The sequence below is a fragment of the Enterobacter sp. PP-008-ECC_S150 genome, assembly GCF_045257065.1.
In the GTDB taxonomy this organism is placed as follows: domain Bacteria; phylum Pseudomonadota; class Gammaproteobacteria; order Enterobacterales; family Enterobacteriaceae; genus Enterobacter; species Enterobacter chengduensis.
Genome location: NZ_JBJHHG010000029.1, coordinates 25,514 through 52,294, shown reverse-complemented (window position 1 = coordinate 52,294; position 26,781 = coordinate 25,514). Strand labels below are relative to the sequence as shown.

Sequence of the window (26,781 nt, the reverse complement as noted above, 5' to 3'; positions counted from 1 at the left end):
TAACCATCATCAGTTGTGAAGTAGTGATTCACGACTTCAAGGCGCTTTTCGAAGGGGTATTTTGGCTTTGACATATCAGGGACTATTCCATTTCATCGTCCAACAAAATGGGTGCAGTACACACTGGAGCTTTATGCCCGGCACATATCAGGGGGCAGAGGCCGGGGCAAACTTCGACTACGGCGACGCGGGTGCGCTGAGCTTCTCATACATGTGGACCAACGAGTACAAAGCGCCGTGGCACATTGAGATGGACAAGTTCTACCAGAATGACCGCAGGACGAAGGTCGATTACCTGCATTCACTCGGTGCTAAGTACGATTTCAAAAATGACCTGGTGCTGGAAGCGGCGTTCGGCCAGGCAGAAGGTTTTGTCGATCAATACTTTGCCAAAGCCAGCTACAAGTTTGACGTCGCGGGATCCCCGCTTTCAACCAGCTATCAGTTCTACGGCGCGCGGGATAAGGCCGATAACAATACCATCAACGATATCTACGACGGCACGGCCTGGCTGCAGGCGCTGACCTTCGGCTACAAGGTAGCCGACGTGGTGGATCTGCGCCTGGAAGGAACGTGGGTGAAAGCAGAAGGGCAGCAGGGCTACTTCCTGCAGCGCATGACGCCAACCTATGCTTCTTCGAACGGTCGTCTCGACATCTGGTGGGATAACCGCTCTGACTTCAACGCCAACGGTGAAAAGGCGGTGTTCTTTGGCGCGATGTATGATCTCAAAAACTGGGATCTGGCGGGTTGGGCCGTCGGTGCATCCTACGTTTATGCCTGGGATGCAAAACCGGCCGACTGGTTTATCAACGCCGCAGGCCAGCGTGAAGACTACGCGTCAAACAAAATTAAAGAGTCTGCGTACAGCCTGGACGCGATGTACACCGTTCAGGACGGCCGCGCGAAAGGCACCATGTTTAAACTGCACTTCACTCAGTACGACAACCACTCCGATATCCCAAGCTGGGGCGGCGGTTACGGCAACATCTTCCAGGATGAGCGCGACGTGAAGTTCATGGTTATCGCACCATTCACTATCTTCTGATAAACGCTCTGGCGGGCTGAGGCCCGCTGGAATGGAGACGGCTATGTTGAAGAAAATCGTACTTGTCGCGGTGATGAGCGCCGGGCTTGCAGCCTGCGTGACCTCGCCGGGGCCGAAAGAAGATTCGCGACTGAAGGAGGCGTACAGCGCCTGTATCAACACAGCGCAAGGTTCGCCAGAAAAAATCGAGGCCTGTCAAAGCGTTCTTAACGTGCTGAAAAAGGAGAAGGCGCACGAGCAGTTTGCCACGCAGGAGAGCGTTCGCGTGATGGATTACCAGGCCTGTATTCAGGCGCGTAAGACCGGTAACGATCAGGAAGTGGCGAAGCGTTGCGATAAGATCTGGCAGGAAATTCGCAGCAATAATAACTAATGAGCTGTTTTTACGCCCGGTGGCGCTGCGCTTACCGGGCCTACACAGGTTTCACAGCCCGTAGGCCCGGTAAGCGCAGCGCCACCGGGCTTTATTTTAGGCGAAAAAAAGCCAACCTTTCGGCTGGCTTAGAGTATGAACTCTCGCTTATTTCGCATCGTGCGCATGGTCGTCTTCGCGGCAATCGCCTTCAGCGCAGTGGCCGTAAAGGTACAGGCTGTGGTTGGTCAGACGGATGCCGTGACGCGCGGCGATTTCACGCTGGCGCGCTTCGATGGAGTCATCGCTAAATTCAATGACCTTGCCGCAGTCGAGGCAGATCAGGTGATCGTGGTGCTGCTGCTGGGTCAGTTCGAAGACAGATTTACCGCCTTCGAAGTTATGACGGGTAACAATGCCCGCGTCATCAAACTGGTTCAGCACGCGATAAACGGTAGCCAGCCCAATCTCTTCACCCATGTCGATAAGACGTTTATAAAGGTCTTCCGCACTGACATGGTGATTGTCTGGACCCTGAAGCACTTCGAGGATTTTTAACCGAGGAAGCGTAACTTTCAGGCCAGCCTTCTTTAATGCGGTATTGTTGTCAGTCATGCGGAATCTGTCCTGTTGCTAAACGATTCACTTCTGTAGGAAGTGACAGAAAATGCACCTGGGATAATGCGTCTCATTATAGAACTGCCATGGCTAAATGAAAACTGCAAGTCTCAGGCAAAATATGCTTATAAAAATGGGGTATCACCAACAAACTTGCTCAATGGAAAACCCATTTTTATCAGGGAGACATTGTACAGGTCTGGGCGAAAAAGTTAAAAGATTGTAGCAATTAATTTAATCGGTTTGACCTGGGGCATGGGCGCAACCGCGGTTGCGCCGCGGTAAGCATCAGGCGTTAAGAATATCGTCCAGGTGCAGTTCTTCACGGATCTGCTTCACCCACTTCTCAACGCGCTCGGCGGTCAGTTCTGGCTGACGGTCTTCGTCAATGGCCAGACCCACGAAATGATCGTCATCGGCCAGACCTTTAGACGCTTCAAAGTGGTAACCGGCGGTCGGCCAGTGGCCTACGATAACCGCGCCATTTGGCTCAATAATATCGCGGATGGTGCCCAGCGCATCACAGAAGTATTCGGCATAGTCTTCCTGATCGCCGCAGCCAAACAGGGCGACAAGCTTACCGTTGAAGTCCACCTCTTCCAGCGTCGGGAAGAAATCATCCCAGTCGCACTGGGCTTCACCGTAGTACCAGGTTGGAATACCCAGCAGCAGGATGTCATAGCCTTCCAGATCTTCTTTGCTGCTCTTGGCGATGTCATGCACATCAGCAACGTCTTTACCGAGCTGTTTCTGAATGTTTTTTGCGATATTTTCGGTATTGCCGGTATCACTGCCAAAGAAAATGCCGATGATTGCCATGAGTAAAATAACCTCTTGAAACTTAATAGTATGGTGGCGCAATTCGGCCACGGATAAGGGCAATAATAGCAGAACAGGCAACCCTGCGGAAACAGCTATCGCGCAGGACTGCACTCTGTGCTACATGAAAAGGGCGATAAAGGGGATTTTCAGACTTATGCCTGGCGGCGTAACGTCTCAAGCTGGGCGATCAGCATCTCTTCAATGAGCTCGCTGCGGCTGATATTTCGCGCGTCGGCCAGCTCGTTAAGCGCATCGACAGCGTCGGCGTTCAGCTTCAGTTCGACACGCTTAAGTCCACGATTTTTATCGCGTTTAAGCTGGTTGCGTTTATTGATACGCAGCTGTTCATCGCGCGAAAGCGGATTCGTCTTGGGTCGTCCCGGGCGACGCTCGTTCGCGAACAGATCTAGTGTCGTACGGTCCGTTTGTTCTTTGGCCATGATTCTGAGACTTCGGGGGAAACACGCCGCCCTGCTAATGCCCGGGCGATAAGCGCGCCATCATACATCACCAAAAACGGCACGCCAACGACTGGAAGCCCGCAGTCTTCCAGTCGCTTTCTTTTTAATCAATTTGCCGTATCAGCGAGATAGCGACGAATGGCGCGCAGGACAGCGTCCGGTTTTTCCGCATGCACCCAGTGTCCGGCACCGGCAATGACGTGGGCGCGAGCCTGCGGGAACTGCGTCAGTATGGCGTCGCGGTACGCGTCGGTAACGTAAGGGGAGTGCCCGCCGCGAATAAAGAGGGTAGGGTGCGGCCAGGCGGGGACGCTTTCCCAGCCTACGATGTTGTTGTACTGGTTCCAGAGCACCGGCACGTTAAAACGCCATTGGCCGTCAACAAACGACTTCAGCAGGAACTGCACGACGCCTTCTTCATTAAGGTGCTCACGCATGACGGCAGCCGCCTGTTGGCGTGTCGCAACGCCCGCTTCCGTGACCGCATTGATGGCGGCAAAAATCTCGTCGTGGCGGCGGACGTCATAATCCACGGGCGCGACGTCAATCACCACCAGGCCGCTAATACGCTCCGGCGCCAGCGCCGTCAGGGCCATCACCGCTTTGCCGCCCATTGAATGCCCGATGAGCGTTACCTTTTGCAGACCGTTGGCATCCAGCGTATCCAGCAGATCCTGCGCCATCGCCGCATAGGTCATCTCGTCGGCACGCCCGGATAGACCGTGATTGCGCATATCAACCTGTAAAATATCGTGGTCGGTCACCAGATCGCGCGCCAGCACGCCGAGATTATCCAGGCTGCCAAAAAGTCCGTGAACCAGTACGATGGGAGAATTATTGTTCGGCGATTGTGCAGTTTGCGCTCGGGTATTCAATTTCATGGCAAAGTTCTTTTTTTACGTATGTCAGGTTAGGGTATCATGTTGACCATTCTGCCGCCCGGCCGCAAGGTTCCAGTTTAATCTGACTTTTGCCGCCAACCTGGTTTGACGCTATCCGCTGTTGGGATTTGACCTTATAATCCCAATGACTTGTATTCAGATAAGATATCGCACTGGATTAAGATGAAAACAATCGAAGTTGATGACGAACTCTATCAGTATATTGCCAGCCAGACGCGGCATATCGGGGAGAGCGCGTCCGACATTTTACGGCGCATGCTTAAAATTTCCGCCGCTTCACAGCCTGCTACCCCAGTCACCAAAGATGTCGTGTCTCAGCCGAGCGTTGTTGCACAAGCAAAACCTGCCGTGACGCCGGTAAAAGATAAAGTCCGCGCGGTGCGCGAACTGCTGCTCTCCGACGAATACGCTGAGCAGAAAAAGGCGGTTAACCGTTTTATGCTGGTGCTGTCTACACTTTATTCCCTGGATAACAAAGCGTTTGCTGAGGCGACCGAGTCGCTGCACGGTCGTACTCGCGTCTATTTCGCGGGCGACGAGCAGACGCTGCTGCAAAATGGCAACCAAACCAAACCTAAACATGTCCCTGGCACTCCATACTGGGTGATCACCAATACCAACACGGGCCGCAAGTGCAGCATGATTGAACACATCATGCAGTCCATGCAGTTCCCTGCGGAATTGATTGAAAAGGTTTGCGGTACAATTTAACCCTTGCATCAGAAGGACCCGGTAATGGCAAATCACAGCCGTGCAGGCCAACCTGCACAACAAAGCGATTTGATTAACGTCGCTCAGCTGACCGCGCAGTATTACGTGCTGAAACCGGTCGTGGGCAACGCAGAACACGCAGTGAAGTTTGGTACATCTGGTCACCGCGGCAGCGCGGCGCGCCACAGCTTTAACGAACCGCACATTCTGGCTATTGCTCAGGCCATTGCGGAAGAGCGCGCTAAAAACGGCGTTACCGGTCCGTGCTACGTGGGGAAAGATACCCATGCGCTGTCTGAACCGGCGTTCATCTCCGTACTGGAAGTGCTGGCGGCTAACGGGGTCGACGTGATTGTTCAGGAGAACAACGGCTTCACTCCAACGCCTGCGGTCTCTAACGCCATCCTGGTGCACAACAAAAAAGGGGGCGCGCTGGCTGACGGTATCGTTATCACGCCATCCCACAACCCGCCGGAAGACGGTGGCATCAAATACAATCCGCCTAACGGTGGTCCGGCCGACACTAACGTCACCAAAGTGGTGGAAGATCGTGCGAACGCGCTGCTGGCTGACGGTCTTAAAGGCGTGAAGCGCATTTCTCTGGACGCGGCCATGGCCTCCGGTCACGTGAAAGAGCAGGATCTGGTTCAGCCGTTCGTGGAAGGGCTGGCGGATATCGTCGATATGGCGGCGATTCAGAAAGCGGGCCTGAAGCTGGGCGTGGATCCGCTGGGCGGCTCCGGTATTGAATACTGGAAACGTATCGCCGAGCACTACAAGCTGGATCTGACCATCGTGAACGATCACGTCGATCAGACCTTCCGCTTTATGCACCTGGACAAAGACGGCGCGATCCGTATGGACTGCTCCTCCGAGTGCGCGATGGCGGGCCTGCTGGCACTGCGCGATAAATTCGACCTGGCGTTTGCGAACGACCCGGATTATGACCGTCACGGCATCGTTACCCCTGCCGGGCTGATGAACCCGAACCACTATCTGGCCGTGGCGATCAACTACCTGTTCCAGCATCGTCCGCAGTGGGGCAAAGAGGTGGCCGTCGGTAAAACGCTGGTTTCCTCCGCGATGATCGACCGCGTGGTCGAGGCGCTGGGCCGCAAGCTGGTGGAAGTGCCGGTGGGCTTCAAATGGTTCGTTGACGGTCTGCACGACGGCAGCTTTGGTTTTGGTGGTGAAGAGAGCGCGGGGGCGTCGTTCCTGCGCTTCGACGGCACGCCATGGTCAACCGATAAAGACGGCATCATTATGTGCCTGCTGGCTGCGGAAATCACCGCGGTCACCGGTAAAAACCCGCAGGAACATTACAATGACCTGGCGGCACGCTTTGGCGCACCTAGCTACAACCGTATTCAGGCCAGCGCGACCTCAGCCCAGAAAGCGGCCCTGTCTAAACTCTCTCCGGAGATGGTCAGCGCAAGCACCCTGGCAGGTGACCCGATCACCGCGCGTCTGACGGCGGCACCGGGCAACGGCGCCTCCATTGGTGGTCTGAAAGTGATGACCGACAACGGCTGGTTCGCCGCGCGTCCGTCCGGCACGGAAGATGCGTATAAAATCTATTGCGAAAGCTTCCTCGGCGCCGAGCACCGTCAGCAGATTGAGAAAGAAGCGGTAGAGATCGTCAGCGAAGTGCTGAAAAACGCGTAAGTGCGGTTTGTGTGCCGGGCGGCACTGCGTTTGCCCGGCCTACAACAGCGATCGTAGGCCCGGTAAGCGCTAGCGCCACCGGGCTTTTTTTTAACTATGCTTATTTTTCAACTCAAACCGTGGTGACACCAGGCCGTACAGCGTCCAGCCCATAAAGGTCACCATCGCGCCATACAGCATCGCCTCCTGACCCGATGAGTAGAGCGCATAGAAGCTGTAGATTGCCCCAATCAGCGCCACGATATTTGCCGCCCGCGCCTTACGCGGATCGACCTTCGCCACCTTCTGAATAATCACCAGCGCGGCCATCGACAGAATATACGGAATGATGTTCGTCACCACCGCCAGGTTGACCAGCACGTTGAACTGGCTGTTCAGCGACGGGCTAATGGTCATCAGCGACAATCCGCTCTGGAAAATCACAATCGCCAGCATGCCCTGCACCGGCGCATCCGCTCTGGTCACGCGGGAGAAGATTTTCGGGAAGTAGCCTTCATCAGCCGAGGATTTAAACACCTGCGCGATGGTGAACTGCCAGCCGAGAAGCGAACCGCAGCAGGACATCACCATCAGACCCATGATTACTTTCCCGACTTCCGGGGTGAACATCTGGGCGAAGGCAAGCCCGAACGGCGCCGTGGAGTTAGCCAGATCCATATTCGGCACGATGCCCGCAATCACGTTCGTCGAGACGATATAGATCACCGCCGCGCCCAGCGTGCCGCCGAGGACCGCAATCGGCACGTTCTTCTCCGGGTTTTCTACCACTTCCGCGTTCGCGCAGGCCGATTCCAGACCCAGGAAAGCCCAAAGCGTCATGGCAATAGAAGAGCCTACAGCGCTAAAGAACGGCACATGGTGGGGGTTCCAGGAGTTGGCGTACAGGGTCGGGCTGAACCAGAACCAGCCGATGACGCACAGGCCGACGACCGGGATAATCACGCCCCAGACGGTGATGCTGCTGAGCTGTCCGGTGATACGCGCGCCGCCAAAGTTAGCCACGGTGCAGATCCACAGCACCCCGATGGTCGCCAGCCCAATCTGGACCGGGCTGAGCGTCGCGCCAAACAGCTCCGTCCCGTAGCCCACGGCGGAGATGGCAATCGCCACGTTGGCGATCAGCAGCGACACGCCGTAGGTATAGTTGGCCATGAAGTTGCCCGACTTGCCAAAGGCGTATTCGGCATAGCCACCCATCCCGCCGGACTTGCGGCTGAACATGCCGCACTTGGCAAACGCCCACGCCAGCGCCATTGACCCCACAGCCGTCACCAGCCAGGAGATAATAGAGATGGTACCCACTTCGGCAAGCTTGGTGGGCAGCATGATGATCCCCGACCCCATCATGTTGACCATGGTGAGGATGGTCAGCTGCACCACGCCCATCTTGTTGGACTTACTCATAATGTCTCTCCTTTCAGCAGCCCGGGCCGAGCGGCGGGTTGTTTAATGACGTTGCAACGAACCTGTTTGCGTCCCTCACACTCCTCGACGTATACGCCCTGCAGCTCTGGCGCAAAGCCCGGCAGCAGGTTGATGCCTTCTTCAAGCGCGGTAAAGTAGCGCAGCACGGAGCCGCCCCAGACTTCGCCCGGGACAACGCACAGCACTCCCGGCGGATAGGGCAGCGCGCCTTCGGCAGCGATGCGGCCTTCCGCGTCGCGCAGGGAGACGAGCTCAACCTCACCGCGCAGGTAGGCGTAGTTCGCGTCCTGCGGGTTCATCATCACGCGCGGGAAGTGGGACTTGCGGAACATCTCTTTCTGCAGCTGCTTCACGTTGTGGCGGGCGTACAGATCATGCATCTCCTGGCAGATCTGACGCAGGGTGTAGCCCGCATAACGGTCCGGATGCTGCTTGTAGAGAGAGGGCAGGACCTCTTTCAGCGGTGCGTCGCTCTCAAGCAGTTTTTCGAAGCGTACCAGCTGCGCCACCAGCTGCTGCAGTTTGCCCATATCTTCGGCAGGGGTGAGCAGGAACAGGATCGAGTTGAGATCGCATTTTTCCGGCACGATACCGTTTTCACGCAGGAAGTTGGCGAGGATGGTGGCGGGCACGCCGAAGTCGTCATACTCCCCGGTGCGGGCGTTGATGCCCGGCGTGGTCAGCAGGAGCTTGCACGGGTCGATAAAGTACTGATGCTCCGCGTAGCCTTCGAAAGCGTGCCAGTTTTCACCCGGCACGAAGTGGAAGAAGCGCAGGTTGGTCGCAATCTCCGCCGTGTCCCAGCTTTCCCACGGACGGCCATCCACCGTCTCCGGCACGAAGGGGCGCAGATACCGACAGTTCTCCAGGATCAGCTTGCGCGCTTCGATACCGTTAACCACGCAGTCCATCCACATGTTGCGGCCGCTCTGGCCTTCGTGCATGCGGGCGTTGATATCCAGCGCGGCGAACAGCGGATAGAACGGGCTGGTAGAGGCGTGCATCATAAAGGCGTTGTTCAGCCGCTTGTGCGGGACATAGCGCGGTTGCCCTTTGATATGGCTATCTTTCTTGTGGATTTGCGAGGTCTGGGAGAAGCCCGCCTGCTGTTTATGCACGGACTGGGTAACCAAAATCCCCGGGTCATTTTCGTTCAGCTCCAGCAGCAGCGGCGAACAGTCGGCCATCATTGGAATAAACTGCTCGTAACCCACCCACGCCGAGTCAAACAGGATGTAATCACACAGATGCCCAATCTTATCCACCACCTGACGGGCGTTATAGATGGTGCCATCGTAGGTGCCCAGCTGGATCACCGCCAGGCGGAACGGACGCGCATCGCGTGCTCGGCCAGGCGCCACCTCTGCCACCTGCTCGCGCAGGTAGCTCTCCTCAAAGCAGTGCGCGTCAATGCCGCCAATAAAGCCGTACGGGTTGCGCGCGGTTTCCAGATAGACCGGCGTTGCGCCAGCCTGGAGGAGGGCACCGTGATGGTTAGATTTGTGATTGTTACGGTCGAACAGCACCAGGTCGCCCGGCGTGAGCAGGGCGTTTAATACCACTTTGTTGGATGAGGAGGTGCCGTTCAGCACGAAGTAGGTCTTATCGGCATTAAAGACCTTCGCCGCATGCTGCTGCGCAATGCACGGCGCGCCTTCGTGGATCAGCAGATCGCCCATCGCCACGTCGGCGTTGCACAGATCGGAGCGGAAGAGCGTCTCGCCAAAGAAATCGACAAACTGATTACCGGCAGGATGGCGGCGGAAGAACTGGCCGCCCTGATGCCCCGGACAGTCAAAGGCGCTGTTGCCCTGTTTAACGTAGTCGACCAGGGCGCGGAAAAACGGCGGCCGCAGCTGGGTTTCATACTTCTGGGCTGCCGCTTCCAGCTGGCGTCCATAAAAGTCGCTGCTGGAGTCTGAATACTCAAATACGCCATGAATGCGCGATAAATAGTCTGCCGGGATGAACTCTTCTTTATGCGTCGCGACAAAAACAGGAATGCCAAAACCGGTGGCTTCTATTTCGTCCAGGATGCCGCTGGTAATATCCGTGACCGCCAGAACAATGGCGGCAACATCAATATAATCCGAAGCGCGGACATCCACCAGTTCACGCTGGGTAGTGAAGCAATCCGGACACGCACGGCTGGCTGCGATTTTTAAACTTTTCATCTTTCTCTCTTTATTTTAGGTAATAAGCGTCCCTCGATTTCTTGCAAGAAAGAAATCGATAATTTTCCGGAAAAAAAGCAAAGGGAGGCCGCTGATTAAAATCAGTGAATTGCTTTTTTTGATGATTGAAATTCAGTCCGCCTGGTGCGGATGAGTCTGAATCAAAATGAATGAGCGCACGAGTTCACAGGCAATGGCCTGTAAAGTAAGGTGTTTCAGGATAACCTGTAAGCGGGTGCGCCAGAAGTCGAAGGACTACCGGGCATTAAAGAGATGAAAGTCAAAGCAGTTTCGGTGGGCAAACATCATGATATGCGTTGTCCGCCTTATATGGGGCATTAAGCGATTGTTGTTTTCCATGTTTCATTTTCCTTTCAGTAATTGAAAGCACGGTCATTTTATCCAGGAAAACGCGATTAACTGTGAAGGAGATCACCGTTAACCGATCATTTCAGAAATAATTAGTCGTTTTTGATGAATAACGCAGATCAAAATGCTGATTTGTTGGTATTGAGTTAACAGGATGTATTGTCAATGTTTTAAATGAGCAGAAATAACCCGAAAAATAACGAGAGAGATATTTCTAAGATATTATCCGGAATATTTAGGTGTTATTTAAAAACAAACTGAATAGTTATTCAAAGCATAAACCGATAACCGATACCGGTTTCAGTTAATAAATGGCGAGGGCGTGCGGGGTCGAGTTCGAGTTTCTGACGGAGATGCCCCATATATATGCGTAAATAATGACTATGTTCCACGGCGTTGGGTCCCCACACCTGACTTAACAGCTGGCGCTGGGTGAGTACCTTGCCGTGGTTGTTGAGCAGGACGGCGAGCAGGCGAAACTCGATTGGCGTGAGATGAATCTCCTCATCGCCGCGCACGATGCGCCGCGCGGCCAGGTCAACCCGGATATCCCCAAACGTGTAGGTTGGGTCGGCAGGCGTGGCGGCGCTGTGGCGACGCAGCGCCACGCGAAGGCGAGCCTGCAACTCGCCGATACCAAAAGGCTTAATCAGATAATCATCCGCACCGGCATCCAGCGCGGCGATTTTATCCGTCTCTTCAGTACGGGCGGAAAGCACCAGAATCGGCATCTGGCTCCACTGACGTACCTCACGAATAAAATCGATGCCGTCACCGTCCGGCAGGCCCAGATCGAGGATCACCAGGTCCGGCTTGCGGGTGGCGGCTTCAATTAAGCCCCGCTGAAGCGTACCCGCATCATGGACGCGCAGACCGTCACCTTCCAGCGCAGCGCGCAGAAAACGGCTAATGGCGACCTCATCTTCAACAATCAGAACGTTGATCACAAATCCTCTGGTAATTCATTCAGTTCTGGCGGAGTTTCCAGCGGAAGTGTAACACAAAAACGCGCCCCGCCTTCCGGACGATTCTTTGCGGAAATGGTGCCGCCGTGGACGTCAACGATCGCCTGGCAAATGGCCAGCCCGAGCCCAACGCCCGGAATGGCCGACTCCTTATTGCCGCGCGCGAATTTTTCGAAAATAGCCAGCTCCTGTCCGGCAGGAATGCCCGGGCCGGTATCCCAGACGTCAAGGTGCAGCGTGCCATCGTCCACCGTCGCATCCACGCCGATCCGGGCACTGGCGCCCGCATATTTGCCGGCATTTTCCAGCAGGTTGATCAGCACCCGCTCAAACAGGGGGCCATCGACGTGAATTAACGTCAGGGGCTCGGGCATGTTGAGGGCGATATGGCGTCCGCCCAGGCCGGGCTCCAGCATTTTCAGGGCGCTGCCCACCACCTCTTCCAGCGTGAGCCACTCTTTTTTGAGGTTAAATCCGCCCGACTGAATACGCGCCATATCGAGCAGGTTATTTACCAGACGGGTGGTATTCAGCACGTGCTGGCGGATCTCGCTGGCCTGCAGAGCGTGTTTAGAGCCTTCCGCCGCCAGGTCCAGCGTCAGGATTTCTGACTGACCGAACAGAACGGTGAGCGGGGTCCGCAGATCGTGCGAGAGCGCCGCCAGCAGCGAGTTACGAATGCTTTCACGCTCGCTCGCCAGCCGGGCCTGTTCTTCACTGGTGGTGAGGGCCAGCCGCTCCAGCGCGCTGGCAACCAGCAGGGTAAAGGTCTCCAGCAGCCGCTGCTGTTCGGGGATCATCAGCTGGCGCAGGTTGGAAGGCTCAACAATCACCAGCCCCTGATTTTTATCGGCACTGCGCAGCGGCAGAATTTGATAGGGCACGCCGGGGAGGGTGTCGGTCCCTGCGCCCGCCGGTAGCCCTTTATCAAAGCTCCAGCGCGCGATGGCTTCATCCCAGGGCGTCATGCCCGTGGCCGACGTTAGCGGGCGCAGCCTGCCGTGTTCGTCCGGGAGTAAAATCAGGTTGCTGGCATGAAACGTTGAGCGAATAAACTGCTCGCTGGTCTGCACAATATCCAGCGGCGTGCGGCCCACCGCCAGCGATTTCGACATCTCATAGAGATGGCGCGTGCGCTGTTCGCGATAGCGGGCGATGCGCGCCTGATAGCGTACGCCCGCCGTCAGATTCCCGATCACCAGCCCGACGGTAAGCATCACCGCAAAGGTGAGAATATACTGCACGTCCGAGACGGCGAGCGTCCCGCGGGGGGCAATAAAGAAGAGATCGAAGCTGATGACGTTTATCACCGTCGCCAGCACCGACGGCCAGCGCCCGTAAAAGAGCGCCACCACCACCACGCCCAGCAGGTAGATCATCACCAGGTTGGCGGCATCAAAGGCAATCAGCCACTGGCTGGCAATGACGGTTATGAGGGCGCAAAGCACGACGGCGACAAGACAGCCGCGAAGCTGAATGCGCCATTTGTCGCTAAAGGTGCGGCTGTCCGGCGCGCGGTTGGGCAATGGCGTGGGCTTGTCATCCAGCGCCACGATCACCAGATCCAGATCCGGCGCACGGCGGGCCAGCTTGTCAGCGAAGGATTCGCGGCTAAACCAGCGGCGATGCTGGCGACGGCCAATGACGATTTTCCCCAGATTATGCTCGCGGGCGTAGCGCAGAATGGCTTTATCTTCCTGCGGATCGGAAAGGGTGGCGGTTTCGGCACCCAGCTCCTGCGCCAGGCGCAGCGAACTCAGGATGGCGCGACGCTGGTTTTCGGGCAGGGCGTGAAGCTGCGGCGTTTCGACATACACCGCATGCCAGACGCTGCCAAATTTGGCCGCCAGGCGCGCGGCGGTGCGAACAAGCTTTTCATTGCCGCTGCCGTGACCCACGCACAGCAGGATGGCATCTCGCGTGTGCCAGACGCGTTCCTGGCCCTGCAGGTCACGCCAGGCGCGCATCTGATCGTCAACGCGATCGGCAGTACGGCGCAGGGCCAGCTCGCGCAGGGCAATCAGGTTGCCTTTGCGGAAGAAATGTTCGATGGCGCGTTCGGCCTGGCCTGCGATGTAGACTTTACCTTCGTGCAGGCGCTGGCGTAAATCATCCGGGGGCAGGTCGACCAGCACCACCTCGTCCGCGGAATCAAAGAAGGGATCGGGTACCGTCTCGCGCACCTGAATCCCGGTCACGCCGCTCACCACGTCGTTCAGGCTTTCAAGATGCTGAACGTTAACCGTGGTGAACACGTCGATGCCGGCTTCGAGTAGCTCTTCGACATCCTGCCAGCGCTTGGGGTGGCGCGAGCCTGGCGCATTGCTGTGCGCCAGCTCGTCCATCAGGATAAGGGCGGGACGGCGGGCGAGGGCGGCATCGAGATCGAATTCGGTAACTAACCGACCGCGATGGCTGATGCGGCGGGGCGGCTGGGTCGCCAGCCCCTTCAGCAGCGATGCCGTCTCTTTACGTCCGTGGGTTTCAACCACGCCGATCAAAATATCGAGCCCCTGCGCCCGAAGCCGCTGGGCTTCCGTCAGCATGGCGAAGGTTTTCCCGACGCCCGCGCAGGCGCCAAAGAAAATTTTCAGTTTGCCGCGATGGGCTTCAGCCGTCTGTTCAAGCAGCCTGTCCGGATCCGGGCGCATGGGCTCGTCGGTCATTTAGTTTTTCCTTAGCGCGTCCAGCGCCAGATTCAGCTCAACAATATTTACCACGGGCATGCCGATGAAGCTGACCAGCGGCTTTTGCGTGTGCTCTGCCACAAGCTGGCTCACCTGTTCGACGGTCAGCTGACGGGCGGCGGCGACGCGCGGGATCTGCCATGCCACGGCTGACGGCGTCAGGCTGTAGTCCAGCCCGCTGGCCGAGGCGGTCACCAGCTCTACGGGAACCTCACGGCTGGCCTGCGGATTGGCGGCGCGCAGGGCCGCCACGCGCCCGGCGATGGCTTTGTCCAGATCCGGGTTGCTGCCTGCCAGGTTGCTGCCGCCCGATGCCATCGGATTATACGGGCTTTCGGCAGTGGCGGAAGGGCGTCCCTGGAAGTAGCGGGCATCCGTAAAGTTCTGACCAATCAGGCGCGAACCGCGGTTTTCACCGTTTTGCAGTATCAGCGAGCCGTTTGCCCGATCCTTAAACCACCACTGGCCCAGCGCGGTGGTCACCAGCGGGTACAGCCCGCCGGTGATGAGAGACAGCAGAATAAACAGAAGTATAGCGGGGCGTAACATCGTCATTTGAATCACCTTTTAAACCAGGCCAAACAGCGTCAGCAGCAGGTCGATAACCTTGATACCGATGAACGGCACCACCAGCCCGCCCAGACCGTAAATCCACAGGTTACGGCGCAGCATGGCGGCGGCGGTGAGCGGCTTATAGCTCACGCCTTTCAGCGCCAGCGGGATCAGGAAGACAATAATCAGGGCGTTAAAGATGACTGCGCTCAGAATGGCCGAAGCCGGGGAGTGCAGGTGCATCACGTTCAGCGCGTTTAATTGCGGATAGGTCGCAGCAAACGCGGCCGGAATGATGGCGAAATATTTCGCCACGTCGTTGGCGATGCTGAACGTGGTCAGCGACCCGCGCGTCATCAGCATCTGCTTGCCGATGTGCACGACCTCAATCAGCTTGGTCGGGTTAGAGTCGAGGTCGACCATGTTGCCCGCCTCTTTTGCCGCCTGGGTACCGGAGTTCATCGCCACCGCCACGTCGGCCTGCGCGAGGGCAGGGGCATCGTTGGTACCGTCCCCCGTCATCGCCACCAGTCGCCCTTCCGCCTGGTACTGACGAATCAACGCCAGCTTGGCTTCCGGCGTGGCTTCGGAAAGGAAATCATCCACGCCCGCTTCGGCGGCAATCGCCGCGGCGGTCAGACGGTTATCCCCGGTGATCATCACCGTTTTGATCCCCATTTTGCGCAGCTGGGCAAAGCGTTCCTTAATTCCGCCTTTGACGATGTCCTTCAGGGCAATCACCCCCAGCACGCGTGCGCCTTCGGCCACCACCAGCGGCGTCGCCCCCTGACGCGCCACGCTTTCAACCAGGCTGTCGACTTCCGGTGGGAAGTGACCGCTATTGGCCTCGATGTGGCGACGAATCGCGTCAACCGAGCCTTTACGGATCATGCGATCCTGGATGTTGATGCCGCTCATGCGGGTTTGCGCCGTGAAGGGCACGAACGTGGCGTGCAGGCTCTGAACGTCGCGCTGGCGCAGGTTAAAGCGCTGCTTGGCGAGGATCACGATACTGCGGCCTTCCGGCGTTTCATCAGCAAGCGAAGAGAGCTGTGCGGCATCCGCCAGCGTTTTTTCATCCACGCCGGGCGCGGGTAAGAAGTCTGACGCCTGGCGGTTACCGAGGGTAATGGTCCCGGTTTTATCGAGCAGCAGAACGTCGACGTCACCCGCCGCTTCTACTGCACGCCCGCTGGTGGCGATGACGTTAGCCCCGAGCATGCGGCTCATGCCGGCCACGCCGATGGCTGACAGCAGGCCGCCGATGGTGGTGGGGATCAGACAAACCAGCAGCGCCACCAGCACCGTGACGGTGACCGCGGTGCCGCCAAAGGCGGAGAACGGCCACAGGGTTGCGGTTGCCAGCAGGAAGACAATGGTCAGGGCCACCAGCAGGATGGTCAGGGCGATTTCGTTAGGCGTTTTACGACGCTGGGCGCCTTCCACCATGGCGATCATCCGGTCGAGGAAGGTTTCACCCGGGTTAACGCTACACTGGATCACCAGCCAGTCGGAGAGAATGCGCGTCCCGCCGGTCACGGAGGCGAAATCGCCGCCGGACTCACGAATAACCGGCGCGGATTCCCCGGTGATGGCGCTTTCATCCACCGAGGCGCCCCCTTCAATGACTTCGCCGTCGCACGGGATGATGTCACCGGCTTCCACCAGCACCACGTCGCCTTTGCGCAGTTCATCCGCCGGAACGTGGTCCATCTGCGCGCCGTATTTCGGTTCACGCAGCTTGCGCGCGAAGGCGGTCTTTTTCACCCCTTTCAGGCTGTTGGCCTGGGCTTTACTCCGGCCTTCCGCCAGCGCTTCCGCAAAGTTGGCGAACAGCACGGTAAACCACAGCCACAGGCTGATGGCGCCGGTAAACATCGCATTCCCCGGCATGTGGCCTGTTCCCATGGCAATCGCCAGGGCGGTGGTCAGGACGCTTCCCGCCCAGACAATAAACATCACCGGGTTGTGCCACTGCACGCGCGGGCTCAGTTTTTTCACCGCATCCATGAGCGCCTGGCGAACTAATGACGGTTCGAACAGGGCCAGTTGTTTACGACTCATGACAATTTCTCCGCAAAATCAGCGTAAAGAGAGGTATTCCGCGACCGGGCCTAACGCGAGGGCGGGGATAAAGGTCAGGGCGCCTACCAGCAACACGGTGCCGGTCAGCAGGCCGATAAACAGCGCGCCGTGGGTCGGTAATGTCCCGGTGGTGGTCGGCTGAATTTTCTTATTCACCAGCGAGCCGGCAATCGCCATAACCGGCACAATGATCCCGAAGCGGCCAACAAACATGCAGAACGCCAGCAGGCAGTTCCAGAACGGTGAGTTGGCGCTTAAGCCTGCAAAGGCGCTGCCGTTGTTGTTGGCGGCAGAGGAGACGGCGTACAGCACTTCACTAAAGCCGTGAATGCCGGGGTTAAAGATGCCGCTGCGTCCGGACTCGGTCATCAGCGCCAGCGCGGTGCCGAGCAGCACGAGAGCCGGGGTGACCAGAATCGCCAGCGCGGTTAACTTCATCTCGCGAACGTCGATTTTTTTACCCAAATATTCCGGGGTGCGGCCAATCATCAGACCGGCAATAAACACCGCCAGCAGCACGAACAGCAGCATGCCGTACAGACCCGAGCCCACGCCGCCAAACACCACCTCGCCAATCTGCATCAGCCACATCGGGATCATCCCGCCCAGCGCCGTAAAGGAATCATGCATGGCGTTGACCGCCCCGCACGACGCTGCCGTGGTGACCACCGCATACAGGCTGCTGGCGAGAATGCCAAAGCGGCTCTCTTTACCTTCCATATTGATATTGCTGTTAGCCCCAAGCTGCATGAAATGGCTGTTGCCGTTCCACTCGGCCCACATTACCAGCGCAACACAGACCACAAAGATAAGCGACATGGTCCAGAGCAGGGTGCGCCCCTGACGGCGATCGTTCACCACGTCGCCAAAGGCAAAGCAGAGCGCGGCGGGGATCAGGAAGATCGCCAGCATCTGCACAAAATTGGTCAGGGCGGTCGGGTTTTCAAACGGGTGCGACGAGTTGGCGTTGAAGAAGCCGCCACCGTTGGTGCCGAGCATCTTGATGGCTTCCTGCGACGCGACGGGCCCCATCGGCAGGAGCTCTTTTGCCCCTTCCAGCGAGGTATAAGGCGCATAAGGCAGCAGGTTTTGCAGGCTGCCCTGCTGGATAAAGAACAGCGCAATCAGCAGCGCAATCGGCAGCAGGATCCACAGCGTAATGCGCGTCAGGTCCACCCACGCGTTACCCAGCGTGCTCACGTTCTGGCGCGCAAACGCACGCGTCAGCGCGAAGATCACCGCAATACCGCTCGCGGCAGAGAGGAAGTTCTGCACGGTTAAACCGACCATCTGGCTGAAGTAGCTGAGCGTGGTTTCACCAGAATAGGACTGCCAGTTGGTGTTGGTGACAAAGCTGACCGCCGTGTTGAGCGCCAGATGCCAGGAAAGGCCCGGTAACTGTTGCGGATTCAGCGGCAGGATACCCTGCACCATCAGCATGGCAAAAAGCGCAATGAGTCCAACGATATTCAGCAGCAAAATGGCGATCAGATAGTCGCGCCAGTTCATCTCCCGATCGTCGATACCCAGGACGCGCCAGATCCCTTTTTCAACGCTTGCCGTACCGGGCAGGGGAACGTTATTGATTAGCCGTGCCAGCCCCGAGCCCAGCGGCCTTGCCAGGACAAACAACACCACTAAGAAACTGGCAATAAGCAAAAACGCCTGAGCAGCCATCAGAATGCCTCCGCATTAATCAGGGCATAAACCAGATAACCCAATAACAGGAACACCAGCACGATGCCGGCAATAAGACCTGCACTCACAATCCACCTCCGGGTGACTTTCTTTGTTGTGTTAACGGTAGGATTTATGGCGCAAAGATTTCGCAAAAATGGGAAGGGCGGGTGTAAAAAAAGTATAAAAATGGCAAAGCCCACAATTTAACTATTGATAAGTAAGTCGTTAACTTTTTTGTAACTTAATTACGGCGTGAATGTAAATTTCCCCTAAACGGGCAAAAATAAGTGGTCGGATGAGTAGTAAAATTACAAACAAAGCGATATTATTTTAGCCAGGTCACAGATTTTGAATTTTCCGGATGACGTTTCCGGCCAACTATAGGGGAGAAAAATATGGATCTTTATAAAGAGTTTCCGGCTCATATCGTGTTCATGCGCCGCACTTTCGCCGTAGTGGCTGGGGTGCTGGCTCTGCCGGTGATGCTGTTCTGGAAAGATCGCGCCCGTTTTTACAGCTATCTGCACCGCGTCTGGGCGAAAACCAGCGAGAAGCCGGTGTGGATGGATCAGGCCGAGAAAGCGACCTGCGACTTCTACTAAGACTACATACAGCAATAAAAAAACCGCCAACAGCAATGTGGCGGTTTTTTTATCCCTCGGGATTCGCAGTCCGTTGGGTAGTCTTCAAGCCCTCGTCAGAGGCTTATAAGAATATCTCGGGTCCTCAAGTAATCAAACTGCAACTCCCTAAATATATTCTTAAAAACCTTTTCGGTGGATTACGTTTTACGCCAGGGCCAACTACTATGCAGCGTCCCTTTCCGCCATCTCGCACATGGGCACCGGTCCCGGGAAAGGCGTGACCACAACCGTAAGTCAGGCTCTCGTCAGAGCTTGTGTCCACCGACTTATCACCGGTGGTGAACGGTGGAGCGGTTAGCAGCAGGGACCGCATAATGAAACGCTATTTTTGCATCGCGTTCATTGTCGCCAGCGTACTCGTTGTCAAAAGTGATGAACCGATGGGGTTTGTTGCATTTAACACGATAGCGCAGGACAAGTAGCGTTAAGGCCGCCTCGGGCGGCCTTTTTTATTTCATCCCGTCTACACTTCATGGCAAAGTAGTTCACTGCATGCTTTTTCCTTTGACGGCATGCCCTTACGGACATAATGGATAACTGCCTGGAGTTTTATGCCCACCCATCTGGTTTGGTTTCGCGCAGACCTGCGCGTACATGACAACATCGCACTCGCGGCGGCCTGCCGCGCCAAAGACGCTAACGTTCTGGCTCTGTTTGTGGCGACGCCCGGGCAGTGGCGGCAGCATGACATGGCGCCCCGCCAGGCGGCCCTGCTGCGTGCGTATCTGACCGATCTGCAGCACTCGCTTGCCGGGAAGGGGATACCGCTTCTCTACAAAGAGGTGAATGATTTTGCGGCCCAGCTGCAGACGGTGCAGGAGACCTGCAAGCAGCACAACGTCACGCATCTTTTTTACAACTATCAGTACGAATTCAACGAGCAGCAGCGCGACCGTCAGTTGGAGAAGATACTGGAAGATGTGGTTTGTGAAGGATTTGATGACAGCGTGATGCTTGCGCCGGGCAGCGTCATGACCGGCAGTCAGGAAATGTACAAAGTGTTTACGCCGTTTAAAAATGCGTTTGTTAAACGCCTGAAAGAGGCGCTGCCCGAGTGCGTGGCCGCGCCCGCCGTTCGCGGCGATGCCATCACCGATCTCCCTGAATTAACGTTTAACTACCCCCAACAGACGTTCGATGAACTTCTGTTCCCTGCCGATGAGAAATCCGCTATTGCGAAGCTGCGCCAGTTTTGCAAACAGGGCGCGGGAGAGTACGACGCGCGCCGCGATTTTCCGGGGATTGAAGGCACGAGCCGTTTATCCGCGAGCCTGGCGTTGGGCGCGATCTCTCCTCGTCAGTGTTTACACCGCCTGCTGGCGGAGCAGCCGCAGGCGCTGGAGGGCGGGGCGGGTTCTGTCTGGCTGAATGAACTGATCTGGCGCGAGTTCTACCGCCATCTGATGACGTTTCATCCCGATCTCTGCAAGCATCACCCGTTCATTCCCTGGACCGACAACATCAAATGGCAGCACGACGAGGCCCATTTACAGGCCTGGCAAAAAGGGGAGACGGGCTATCCGATTGTGGATGCCGCTATGCGTCAGCTCAATGAGACGGGGTGGATGCACAACCGTCTGCGAATGATTACCGCCAGCTTCCTGGTGAAAGATCTGCTTATCGACTGGCGTGTCGGGGAGCGCTATTTTATCTCTCAGCTGATCGACGGCGATCTGGCGGCAAATAACGGCGGATGGCAGTGGGCGGCCTCAACCGGCACCGATGCGGCACCCTATTTCCGAATTTTTAATCCGACCACGCAGGGGCAAAAATTTGATGCGGACGGCGACTTCATTCGCCGCTGGCTGCCCGCGCTCAGGAATGTTCCGGCGAAAGCGATCCATGACCCCTGGGCGTGGGCGGATAAACAGGGCGTAAAGCTGGATTATCCTCGTCCGATTGTTGACCATAAGCAGGCGCGCGTCGCCACGCTGGCGGCGTACGAAGCCGCCCGAAAAGTGTGAGAGAGTAAAGATGAAAAACAGTGAACTGGAACGCCTGATCAACGAAAAACTGAATACCAGCGCCTTTAGCGACTACGGTCCGAATGGCCTGCAGGTGGAAGGCCGTGAGACGGTGCAAAAAATTATCACCGGCGTAACGGCAAGTCAGGCACTGCTGGATGAAGCGGTGCGCCAGGAGGCCGACGCGGTGATTGTCCATCACGGCTATTTCTGGAAAAACGAATCGCCGATTATTCGCGGCATGAAGCGCAACCGCCTGAAAACGCTGCTGGCAAATGACATTAACCTGTACGGCTACCATCTGCCGCTGGATGCGCACCCGGAGCTCGGCAACAACGTCCAGCTGGCGCAGCTGCTGGGGATTACCGTGATGGGCGAAATCGAGCCGCTGGTGCCGTGGGGCGAACTGGCGATGCCGGTGCCGGGGCTGGAGCTGGCATCCTGGATCGAAGCTCGCCTGGGGCGTCGCCCGCTGTGGAGCGGCGATACCGGCCCGGATACGGTGAAGCGTGTTGCCTGGTGTACCGGCGGCGGCCAGGGCTTTATCGACAGCGCCGCGCGTTTCGGCGTCGATGCTTTTATCACTGGCGAAGTGTCCGAGCAGACCATTCATTCGGCGCGTGAACAGGGGCTGCATTTTTACGCGGCCGGCCATCATGCCACCGAGCGCGGCGGCATTCGCGCCCTCAGCGAATGGCTGACGGAAAATACCGATCTTGATGTGACCTTTATTGATATTCCTAACCCGGCCTGATGAGAGGTGCCTGAGTGCAGCGAGCGCGTTGTTATCTTCTGGGGGAAACGGCGGTGGTTCTGGAGCTAGAACCGCCGGTGACTCATGCCACGCAAAAGCGTATCTGGCGGCTCACCCAGCGTCTGGTCGAACTGCCCGAGGTGGTCGAAGCCATTCCGGGGATGAATAACATCACCGTGGTGCTGCGCAGTCCGCACACTCTGGCGCTGGACGCTATTGAACGTTTACAGCGCTGGTGGGAAGAGAGCGAGGCGCTGGAGCCGGAATCGCGCACCATCAAGATCCCGGTCGTTTACGGCGGCACGGGTGGACCGGATCTTGGCGTGGTGGCAGACCACTGCGGATTAACAGAAAAGCAGGTTGTTGAACTGCACAGTTCGGTTGATTACGTGGTCTGGTTCCTGGGTTTCCAGCCCGGGTTCCCGTATCTGGGCGGTCTCTCCCCCCAGCTGCATACGCCGCGCCGCGCTGAACCGCGCCTGAGCGTACCGGCTGGGACGGTTGCGATTGGCGGCGAGCAGACCGGCGTCTATCCGCTGACGTCGCCCGGCGGCTGGCAGCTGATTGGGCATACCGCTACGCCGCTATTTGACCCGGGGCTGGAGACGCCAATACTCCTGCGTCCCGGCGATACCCTGCGCTTTATCCCGCAGAAGGAGGGGGTATGTTAACGCTTATTCGCGCCGGGCTTTATACCTCCGTACAGGATGCCGGGCGCTTTGGCATGCGCCAGTCTGGCGTGAGCTATTGCGGTGCGCTGGACAGGCCCGCGCTGGAGATTGCTAACGTGCTGGTGGGCAACCCCGGCAATACGGCCGCGCTCGAAATGACGCTCGGCCAGTGCGTCATTGAGTTTGGCCAGGAGACCTGGTTTGCCTTAACCGGCGCAGGGTGTGACGCGACGCTGGACGGCAAAGCGGTGTGGACCGGCTGGCGGCTGCGGGCGAAAGCCGGACAGCGTCTGACCTTAAAGCGTCCTTTGCACGGCGTGCGTAGCTACCTCGCGGTGGCGGGCGGCATCGACGTGCCGGAGGTGCTGGGCTCATCCAGTACCGATCAGAAAGCCGGCATCGGCGGTCACGAAGGACGCCTGTTGCGCGACGGCGATCGCCTGGCGATTAAGCCTTCATCGCGCCACTTCTCGACGGCTCAGGGGGTGAAACAGCTTCTCTGGGGAAACCAGATCCGCGCCTTACCCGGGCCGGAATATCATGAGTTTGACGAGGCTTCGAAAGAGTCCTTCTGGCGCTCGCCGTGGAAGCTCAGCCCGCAGAGTAACCGTATGGGCTACCGCCTGCAGGGGCAGCCGCTGACCCGCACGACGGACCGGGAGCTGCTCTCCCACGGCTTGTTGCCGGGGGTCATTCAGGTGCCGGGCAACGGTCAGCCCATCGTGTTAATGAACGACGCGCAGACAACGGGGGGATACCCGCGCATTGCCTGCATTATTGAAGCCGATCGCTACCATCTGGCACAGATCCCTCTCGGTCAGCCGATCCACTTCGTGCAGTGTTCGCTGGAGGAGGCACTTAAGGCGCGTCAGGATCAGCAGCGTTATCTCGAACAGCTGGCGTGGAGGCTTGATGGCAAAGATTGATTTAAACGCTGACCTGGGCGAGGGCGGCGGCGCCGACGCAGAGCTGATGACGCTGGTCTCCTCGGTCAACATCGCCTGCGGCTTTCACGCGGGCGATGCGCAAACCATGCTGGAGAGCGTGCGTCATGCCATTAAAAATGGCGTCGCGATAGGCGCGCATCCGAGCTTCCCCGACCGGGAAAACTTTGGCCGCACGGCGATGGACCTGCCGCCAGAGACGGTCTACGCTCAGGTGCTTTACCAGATCGGCGCGCTGGCGGCGATGGTGCGCGCCGAGAAGGGCGTGCTGCGCCACGTGAAGCCGCACGGCATGCTTTACAACCAGGCGGCAAAAGATCCGGTGCTGGCGGAGGCGATTGCCCGCGCGGTGAGGGACTGTAATCCGCAGCTGATTCTGGTAGGCCTTGCGGGCAGCGAGCTGATCCGGGCCGGGAAGCGGCTGGGGCTGACGACGCGTCAGGAAGTCTTTGCCGACCGGGGATATCAGCCGGACGGCAGCCTGGTGCCGCGCACCCTGGCCGGGGCGCTGATTACCGATGAAGATAAAGCGCTGGCGCAAACGCTGGAGATGGTGCGCGCCGGGCGGGTGACCGCGGTGGACGGAACACAGGCAAACGTGCAGGCCGATACGGTGTGTTTACACGGCGACGGCGAGCATGCGCTACAGTTCGCGCGCCGCCTGCGGGTAGCGTTCTCTGAAGAGGGCATCCTCGTTAGCGCAGCATAATCATGAAAGGACAATAACATGCCTGAAGGTCCGGAGATCCGCCGCGCGGCGGATAGCCTGGAGGCGGCGATAAAGGGCAAACCGTTGACGGATGTCTGGTTTGCTTTTCCTCAGCTAAAACCGTTTGAATCACAGCTGGTGGGGCAGACGGTGACCCATATTGAAACGCGCGGCAAGGCCTTGCTGACGCACTTTTCCCATAACCTGACGTTATATAGCCATAACCAGCTTTACGGCGTCTGGCGCGTGGTGGAGGCGGACGAGCAGCCGCAAACCACCCGCGTGCTGCGCGTCAGGCTGCAAACGGCGGATAAGGCGATCCTGCTCTATAGCGCGTCGGATATCGAAATGTTAACGCCGGAGCAGCTCCTGACGCACCCGTTTCTGCAGCGGGTCGGGCCGGACGTGCTGGACATGCGCCTGACGGCGAGCGACGTGAAGGCCCGGTTGTTATCGCCTAAATTCCGTAACCGACAGTTTTCCGGTCTGTTCCTCGACCAGGCCTTTCTGGCCGGGCTGGGCAACTACCTGCGGGTAGAGATCCTCTGGGAAGTTGGGCTGGCGGCGCAGCGTAAAGCGTCTCAGCTGAATGATGAACAGCTGGAGGCGCTATCCCACGCGCTGCTGGATATTCCGCGGCTGTCGTACAACACGCGCGGCGTGGTGGATGAGAACAAGCATCACGGGGCGCAGTTCCGGTTTAAGGTGTTTCATCGGGCGGGGAAAAAGTGCGAGCGGTGCGGCGGAATTATCGACAGGATGATGCTCTCTTCCAGACCGTTTTACTGGTGCCCGCACTGTCAGACATAAAAAAAGCCGGGTGGCTGCTTCGCCTTACCCGGCCTACGTTTCGCATTTATTTGTAGGCCCGGTAAGCGGTAGCGCCACCGGGCTTATCTTTTAACGCTTCAGGTCAGACTTAAAATCACGCTGCTCGTAGCCGGTGTAAAGCTGACGAGGACGGGCGATCTTCATGCCTTCGCTGTGCATTTCGTTCCAGTGCGCAATCCAGCCTACGGTACGGGCCATGGCGAAGATCACGGTGAACATGGAGGACGGAATGCCCATCGCTTTCAGAATAATGCCAGAGTAGAAATCGACGTTCGGGTAGAGTTTCTTCTCGATGAAGTACGGGTCGTTCAGCGCGATGTGTTCCAGCTCCATCGCCACTTCCAGCAGGTCATCTTTGGTACCCAGCTCTTTCAGCACTTCGTGGCAGGTCTCACGCATCACGGTGGCGCGCGGGTCGTAGTTTTTGTAAACACGGTGACCGAAGCCCATCAGGCGGAAGGAGTCATTCTTGTCTTTCGCGCGACGCACGAACTCAGGGATGTGCTCAACGGTGCTGATCTCTTCCAGCATCTTCAGTGCCGCTTCGTTCGCGCCGCCGTGCGCCGGTCCCCACAGGGAGGCGATGCCCGCCGCGATACAGGCGAACGGGTTCGCGCCTGAAGAGCCTGCGGTACGCACGGTAGAGGTAGAGGCGTTCTGCTCGTGGTCAGCGTGGAGGATCAGAATACGGTCCATCGCGCGTTCCAGCACCGGGTTCACTTCGTACTCTTCGCACGGCGTGGAGAACATCATGCGCAGGAAGTTACCCGCATAGGAGAGGTCGTTGCGCGGATACACAAACGGCTGGCCGATAGAGTATTTGTAGCACATCGCCGCCATGGTCGGCATTTTGGACAGCAGGCGGAACGCCGCGATATCACGGTGGCGCGGGTTATTCACGTCAAGGGAGTCGTGATAGAACGCCGCCAGCGCGCCGGTAATCCCGCACATCACCGCCATTGGGTGAGAGTCACGACGGAACGCATGGAACAGACGGGTAATCTGCTCATGGATCATAGTGTGACGGGTCACGGTGGTTTTGAATTCATCGTACTGAGCCTGCGTCGGTTTTTCGCCGTTCAGCAGGATGTAGCACACTTCCAGATAGTTGGATTCGGTGGCTAACTGATCGATGGGGAAGCCGCGATGGAGCAGGATACCTTCGTCACCGTCAATGAAGGTGATTTTGGATTCGCAAGATGCGGTAGAGGTAAATCCAGGGTCAAAGGTAAACACACCTTTAGAACCCAGCGTACGGATATCAATAACATCCTGACCGAGCGTGCCTTTTAGCACATCCAGTTCAATAGCATCACCACCGTTGAGGGTGAGTTTTGCCTTTGTATCAGCCATTTACGGTCTCCTTAGCGCCTTATGCTTAAGACTGCGCTTTACCGGATTTGCTTTCAGCTGTTAATCACCGTTACCAGATTGTTATTTGGCTTACCGCTCAGCTCACGAGGACAAACCAGGGTACAGAGCTATGGCGCCTTGCAGGTAAACGAATGAAATATCAGTGAAACAACAGCAAATCAGCGTTTTTGCAGTCCGAATTATTCAAACCTGTATATCACTAATAACTGTCCTGATAACTTCGGTCAATACCATCACACTGTTACATAACTATTTGTCAGGTGAAAGAGAGACCTCATAACTTTTGCGCATTATATGCCTTTTCTGATGACGTTTGTAACAATATTGTTTAACATTTGTCAAATCAGATGATTAAAAATTAAAAAGATGTTGTT

At 57.3% G+C, this 26,781-nt stretch carries 24 protein-coding genes and 1 pseudogene; 11 read left to right on the top strand and 14 right to left on the bottom strand.

The features are described 5' to 3' along the window. Nucleotides 1-121: 121 nt before the first annotated feature. Together chiP and chiQ are read left to right on the top strand one after the other, a co-directional pair. Nucleotides 122-1,048 (top strand): annotated as a pseudogene (gene chiP, locus ACJBF3_RS23345) (chitoporin); the annotation flags it as partial. Nucleotides 1,049-1,091: 43 nt separating this feature from the next. Further along, a complete protein-coding gene (chiQ, locus tag ACJBF3_RS23340) occupies nt 1,092-1,421 on the top strand; it encodes a ChiQ/YbfN family lipoprotein (protein ID WP_045325787.1) in 330 nt (109 codons plus the stop codon). 147 nt (nt 1,422-1,568) lie between these two features. Here the strand turns inward: chiQ and fur are convergent, their stop codons facing one another. From fur to ybfF, 4 genes are all read right to left on the bottom strand, one after another. Then, the gene (fur, locus tag ACJBF3_RS23335; RefSeq protein ID WP_014169146.1) at nt 1,569-2,015 is read right to left on the bottom strand and encodes a ferric iron uptake transcriptional regulator; all 447 of its coding nucleotides are present in this window, start codon (nt 2,013-2,015) and stop codon (nt 1,569-1,571) included. Between the two features lie 291 nt (nt 2,016-2,306). Further along, on the bottom strand, nt 2,307-2,837 hold the full coding sequence (gene fldA, locus ACJBF3_RS23330) for a flavodoxin FldA (RefSeq protein ID WP_008501067.1): 531 nt from the start codon (nt 2,835-2,837) through the stop codon (nt 2,307-2,309). 155 nt (nt 2,838-2,992) lie between these two features. After that, the gene (gene ybfE, locus ACJBF3_RS23325; protein WP_032638882.1) at nt 2,993-3,280 is read right to left on the bottom strand and encodes a LexA regulated protein; all 288 of its coding nucleotides are present in this window, start codon (nt 3,278-3,280) and stop codon (nt 2,993-2,995) included. A 128-nt stretch (nt 3,281-3,408) separates the two neighbouring features. After that, nucleotides 3,409-4,182, bottom strand: a complete 774-nt coding sequence (gene ybfF, locus ACJBF3_RS23320) for an esterase (RefSeq protein WP_045325791.1) — start codon at nt 4,180-4,182, stop codon at nt 3,409-3,411. Nucleotides 4,183-4,365: 183 nt separating this feature from the next. On the opposite strand from ybfF, the gene seqA reads away from it, so the two are divergent. Both seqA and pgm read left to right on the top strand, forming a co-directional pair. After that, the gene (seqA, locus tag ACJBF3_RS23315) at nt 4,366-4,914 is read left to right on the top strand and encodes a replication initiation negative regulator SeqA (RefSeq protein WP_032638886.1); all 549 of its coding nucleotides are present in this window, start codon (nt 4,366-4,368) and stop codon (nt 4,912-4,914) included. Nucleotides 4,915-4,938: 24 nt separating this feature from the next. Further along, the gene (gene pgm / locus ACJBF3_RS23310; RefSeq protein ID WP_045325793.1) at nt 4,939-6,579 is read left to right on the top strand and encodes a phosphoglucomutase (alpha-D-glucose-1,6-bisphosphate-dependent); all 1,641 of its coding nucleotides are present in this window, start codon (nt 4,939-4,941) and stop codon (nt 6,577-6,579) included. Nucleotides 6,580-6,669: 90 nt separating this feature from the next. Here the strand turns inward: pgm and potE are convergent, their stop codons facing one another. The 9 genes from potE to kdpF all read right to left on the bottom strand — a co-directional run bounded on the left by potE (nt 6,670) and on the right by kdpF (nt 18,602). Continuing rightward, nucleotides 6,670-7,983 (bottom strand): putrescine-ornithine antiporter, encoded by a 1,314-nt coding sequence (gene potE, locus ACJBF3_RS23305; RefSeq protein WP_045325794.1) that lies wholly within the window; start codon nt 7,981-7,983, stop codon nt 6,670-6,672. Continuing rightward, nucleotides 7,980-10,178, bottom strand: a complete 2,199-nt coding sequence (gene speF, locus ACJBF3_RS23300) for an ornithine decarboxylase SpeF (RefSeq protein ID WP_045325795.1) — start codon at nt 10,176-10,178, stop codon at nt 7,980-7,982. The genes potE and speF overlap by 4 nt, the downstream gene beginning before the upstream one ends. A gap of 255 nt (nt 10,179-10,433) precedes the next feature. Beyond that, nucleotides 10,434-10,538 carry a leader peptide SpeFL gene (speFL, locus tag ACJBF3_RS23295; RefSeq protein ID WP_003858645.1) on the bottom strand — a complete coding sequence of 35 codons (105 nt, stop codon included), beginning with the start codon at nt 10,536-10,538 and terminating at the stop codon, nt 10,434-10,436. A 278-nt stretch (nt 10,539-10,816) separates the two neighbouring features. Then, the gene (gene kdpE / locus ACJBF3_RS23290; RefSeq protein WP_045325796.1) at nt 10,817-11,494 is read right to left on the bottom strand and encodes a two-component system response regulator KdpE; all 678 of its coding nucleotides are present in this window, start codon (nt 11,492-11,494) and stop codon (nt 10,817-10,819) included. Then, on the bottom strand, nt 11,491-14,178 hold the full coding sequence (gene kdpD, locus ACJBF3_RS23285; protein WP_045325799.1) for a two-component system sensor histidine kinase KdpD: 2,688 nt from the start codon (nt 14,176-14,178) through the stop codon (nt 11,491-11,493). The genes kdpE and kdpD overlap by 4 nt, the downstream gene beginning before the upstream one ends. Continuing rightward, nucleotides 14,179-14,754 carry a potassium-transporting ATPase subunit KdpC gene (gene kdpC, locus ACJBF3_RS23280; RefSeq protein ID WP_045325801.1) on the bottom strand — a complete coding sequence of 192 codons (576 nt, stop codon included), beginning with the start codon at nt 14,752-14,754 and terminating at the stop codon, nt 14,179-14,181. 12 nt (nt 14,755-14,766) lie between these two features. Continuing rightward, the gene (gene kdpB / locus ACJBF3_RS23275) at nt 14,767-16,815 is read right to left on the bottom strand and encodes a potassium-transporting ATPase subunit KdpB (protein WP_045325803.1); all 2,049 of its coding nucleotides are present in this window, start codon (nt 16,813-16,815) and stop codon (nt 14,767-14,769) included. A gap of 18 nt (nt 16,816-16,833) precedes the next feature. Beyond that, on the bottom strand, nt 16,834-18,513 hold the full coding sequence (gene kdpA / locus ACJBF3_RS23270; protein WP_045325805.1) for a potassium-transporting ATPase subunit KdpA: 1,680 nt from the start codon (nt 18,511-18,513) through the stop codon (nt 16,834-16,836). Continuing rightward, on the bottom strand, nt 18,513-18,602 hold the full coding sequence (kdpF, locus tag ACJBF3_RS23265; RefSeq protein WP_014069365.1) for a K(+)-transporting ATPase subunit F: 90 nt from the start codon (nt 18,600-18,602) through the stop codon (nt 18,513-18,515). Before kdpF ends, kdpA begins: the two co-directional genes overlap by 1 nt. A gap of 309 nt (nt 18,603-18,911) precedes the next feature. Between kdpF and ACJBF3_RS23260 the strand changes: the two genes are divergently transcribed. From ACJBF3_RS23260 to nei, 7 genes are all read left to right on the top strand, one after another. Further along, nucleotides 18,912-19,118 carry a YbfA family protein gene (locus tag ACJBF3_RS23260; RefSeq protein ID WP_028019445.1) on the top strand — a complete coding sequence of 69 codons (207 nt, stop codon included), beginning with the start codon at nt 18,912-18,914 and terminating at the stop codon, nt 19,116-19,118. 593 nt (nt 19,119-19,711) lie between these two features. Next, nucleotides 19,712-21,124: a deoxyribodipyrimidine photo-lyase gene (gene phrB / locus ACJBF3_RS23255; RefSeq protein WP_045325810.1), complete on the top strand. Its 1,413-nt coding sequence runs from the start codon at nt 19,712-19,714 to the stop codon at nt 21,122-21,124. Nucleotides 21,125-21,134: 10 nt separating this feature from the next. After that, a complete protein-coding gene (locus ACJBF3_RS23250; protein ID WP_045325813.1) occupies nt 21,135-21,878 on the top strand; it encodes a type 2 GTP cyclohydrolase I in 744 nt (247 codons plus the stop codon). A 14-nt stretch (nt 21,879-21,892) separates the two neighbouring features. Further along, complete coding sequence (gene pxpB, locus ACJBF3_RS23245) at nt 21,893-22,549, top strand: 5-oxoprolinase subunit PxpB (protein ID WP_045325815.1); 657 nt, start codon at nt 21,893-21,895, stop codon at nt 22,547-22,549. Then, on the top strand, nt 22,543-23,475 hold the full coding sequence (pxpC, locus tag ACJBF3_RS23240; protein ID WP_045325817.1) for a 5-oxoprolinase subunit PxpC: 933 nt from the start codon (nt 22,543-22,545) through the stop codon (nt 23,473-23,475). The genes pxpB and pxpC overlap by 7 nt, the downstream gene beginning before the upstream one ends. Further along, complete coding sequence (gene pxpA / locus ACJBF3_RS23235) at nt 23,462-24,202, top strand: 5-oxoprolinase subunit PxpA (RefSeq protein WP_045325820.1); 741 nt, start codon at nt 23,462-23,464, stop codon at nt 24,200-24,202. The genes pxpC and pxpA overlap by 14 nt, the downstream gene beginning before the upstream one ends. Nucleotides 24,203-24,220: 18 nt before the next feature. Beyond that, nucleotides 24,221-25,012 carry an endonuclease VIII gene (gene nei / locus ACJBF3_RS23230; protein WP_045325822.1) on the top strand — a complete coding sequence of 264 codons (792 nt, stop codon included), beginning with the start codon at nt 24,221-24,223 and terminating at the stop codon, nt 25,010-25,012. A gap of 90 nt (nt 25,013-25,102) precedes the next feature. On the opposite strand, the gene ACJBF3_RS23225 is transcribed toward nei, so the two are convergent. After that, entirely contained in the window at nt 25,103-26,386 is a 1,284-nt protein-coding gene (locus ACJBF3_RS23225; RefSeq protein WP_045325825.1) for a citrate synthase, read from the bottom strand. Between the last annotated feature and the right edge of the window lie 395 nt (nt 26,387-26,781).

Coding starts and splice junctions, on each gene's coding strand:
- ACJBF3_RS23250 (WP_045325813.1), top strand. CDS start 21,135: ATGAAAAACAGTGAACTGGAACGCCTGATCAACGAAAAACTGAATACC.
- fur (WP_014169146.1), bottom strand. CDS start 2,015: ATGACTGACAACAATACCGCATTAAAGAAGGCTGGCCTGAAAGTTACG.
- kdpD (WP_045325799.1), bottom strand. CDS start 14,178: ATGACCGACGAGCCCATGCGCCCGGATCCGGACAGGCTGCTTGAACAG.
- speFL (WP_003858645.1), bottom strand. CDS start 10,538: ATGGAAAACAACAATCGCTTAATGCCCCATATAAGGCGGACAACGCAT.
- ACJBF3_RS23225 (WP_045325825.1), bottom strand. CDS start 26,386: ATGGCTGATACAAAGGCAAAACTCACCCTCAACGGTGGTGATGCTATT.
- ybfE (WP_032638882.1), bottom strand. CDS start 3,280: ATGGCCAAAGAACAAACGGACCGTACGACACTAGATCTGTTCGCGAAC.
- kdpA (WP_045325805.1), bottom strand. CDS start 18,513: ATGGCTGCTCAGGCGTTTTTGCTTATTGCCAGTTTCTTAGTGGTGTTG.
- potE (WP_045325794.1), bottom strand. CDS start 7,983: ATGAGTAAGTCCAACAAGATGGGCGTGGTGCAGCTGACCATCCTCACC.
- ACJBF3_RS23260 (WP_028019445.1), top strand. CDS start 18,912: ATGGATCTTTATAAAGAGTTTCCGGCTCATATCGTGTTCATGCGCCGC.
- chiQ (WP_045325787.1), top strand. CDS start 1,092: ATGTTGAAGAAAATCGTACTTGTCGCGGTGATGAGCGCCGGGCTTGCA.
- ybfF (WP_045325791.1), bottom strand. CDS start 4,182: ATGAAATTGAATACCCGAGCGCAAACTGCACAATCGCCGAACAATAAT.
- kdpB (WP_045325803.1), bottom strand. CDS start 16,815: ATGAGTCGTAAACAACTGGCCCTGTTCGAACCGTCATTAGTTCGCCAG.
- pxpA (WP_045325820.1), top strand. CDS start 23,462: ATGGCAAAGATTGATTTAAACGCTGACCTGGGCGAGGGCGGCGGCGCC.
- seqA (WP_032638886.1), top strand. CDS start 4,366: ATGAAAACAATCGAAGTTGATGACGAACTCTATCAGTATATTGCCAGC.
- nei (WP_045325822.1), top strand. CDS start 24,221: ATGCCTGAAGGTCCGGAGATCCGCCGCGCGGCGGATAGCCTGGAGGCG.
- speF (WP_045325795.1), bottom strand. CDS start 10,178: ATGAAAAGTTTAAAAATCGCAGCCAGCCGTGCGTGTCCGGATTGCTTC.
- phrB (WP_045325810.1), top strand. CDS start 19,712: ATGCCCACCCATCTGGTTTGGTTTCGCGCAGACCTGCGCGTACATGAC.
- pgm (WP_045325793.1), top strand. CDS start 4,939: ATGGCAAATCACAGCCGTGCAGGCCAACCTGCACAACAAAGCGATTTG.
- kdpC (WP_045325801.1), bottom strand. CDS start 14,754: ATGACGATGTTACGCCCCGCTATACTTCTGTTTATTCTGCTGTCTCTC.
- pxpC (WP_045325817.1), top strand. CDS start 22,543: ATGTTAACGCTTATTCGCGCCGGGCTTTATACCTCCGTACAGGATGCC.
- fldA (WP_008501067.1), bottom strand. CDS start 2,837: ATGGCAATCATCGGCATTTTCTTTGGCAGTGATACCGGCAATACCGAA.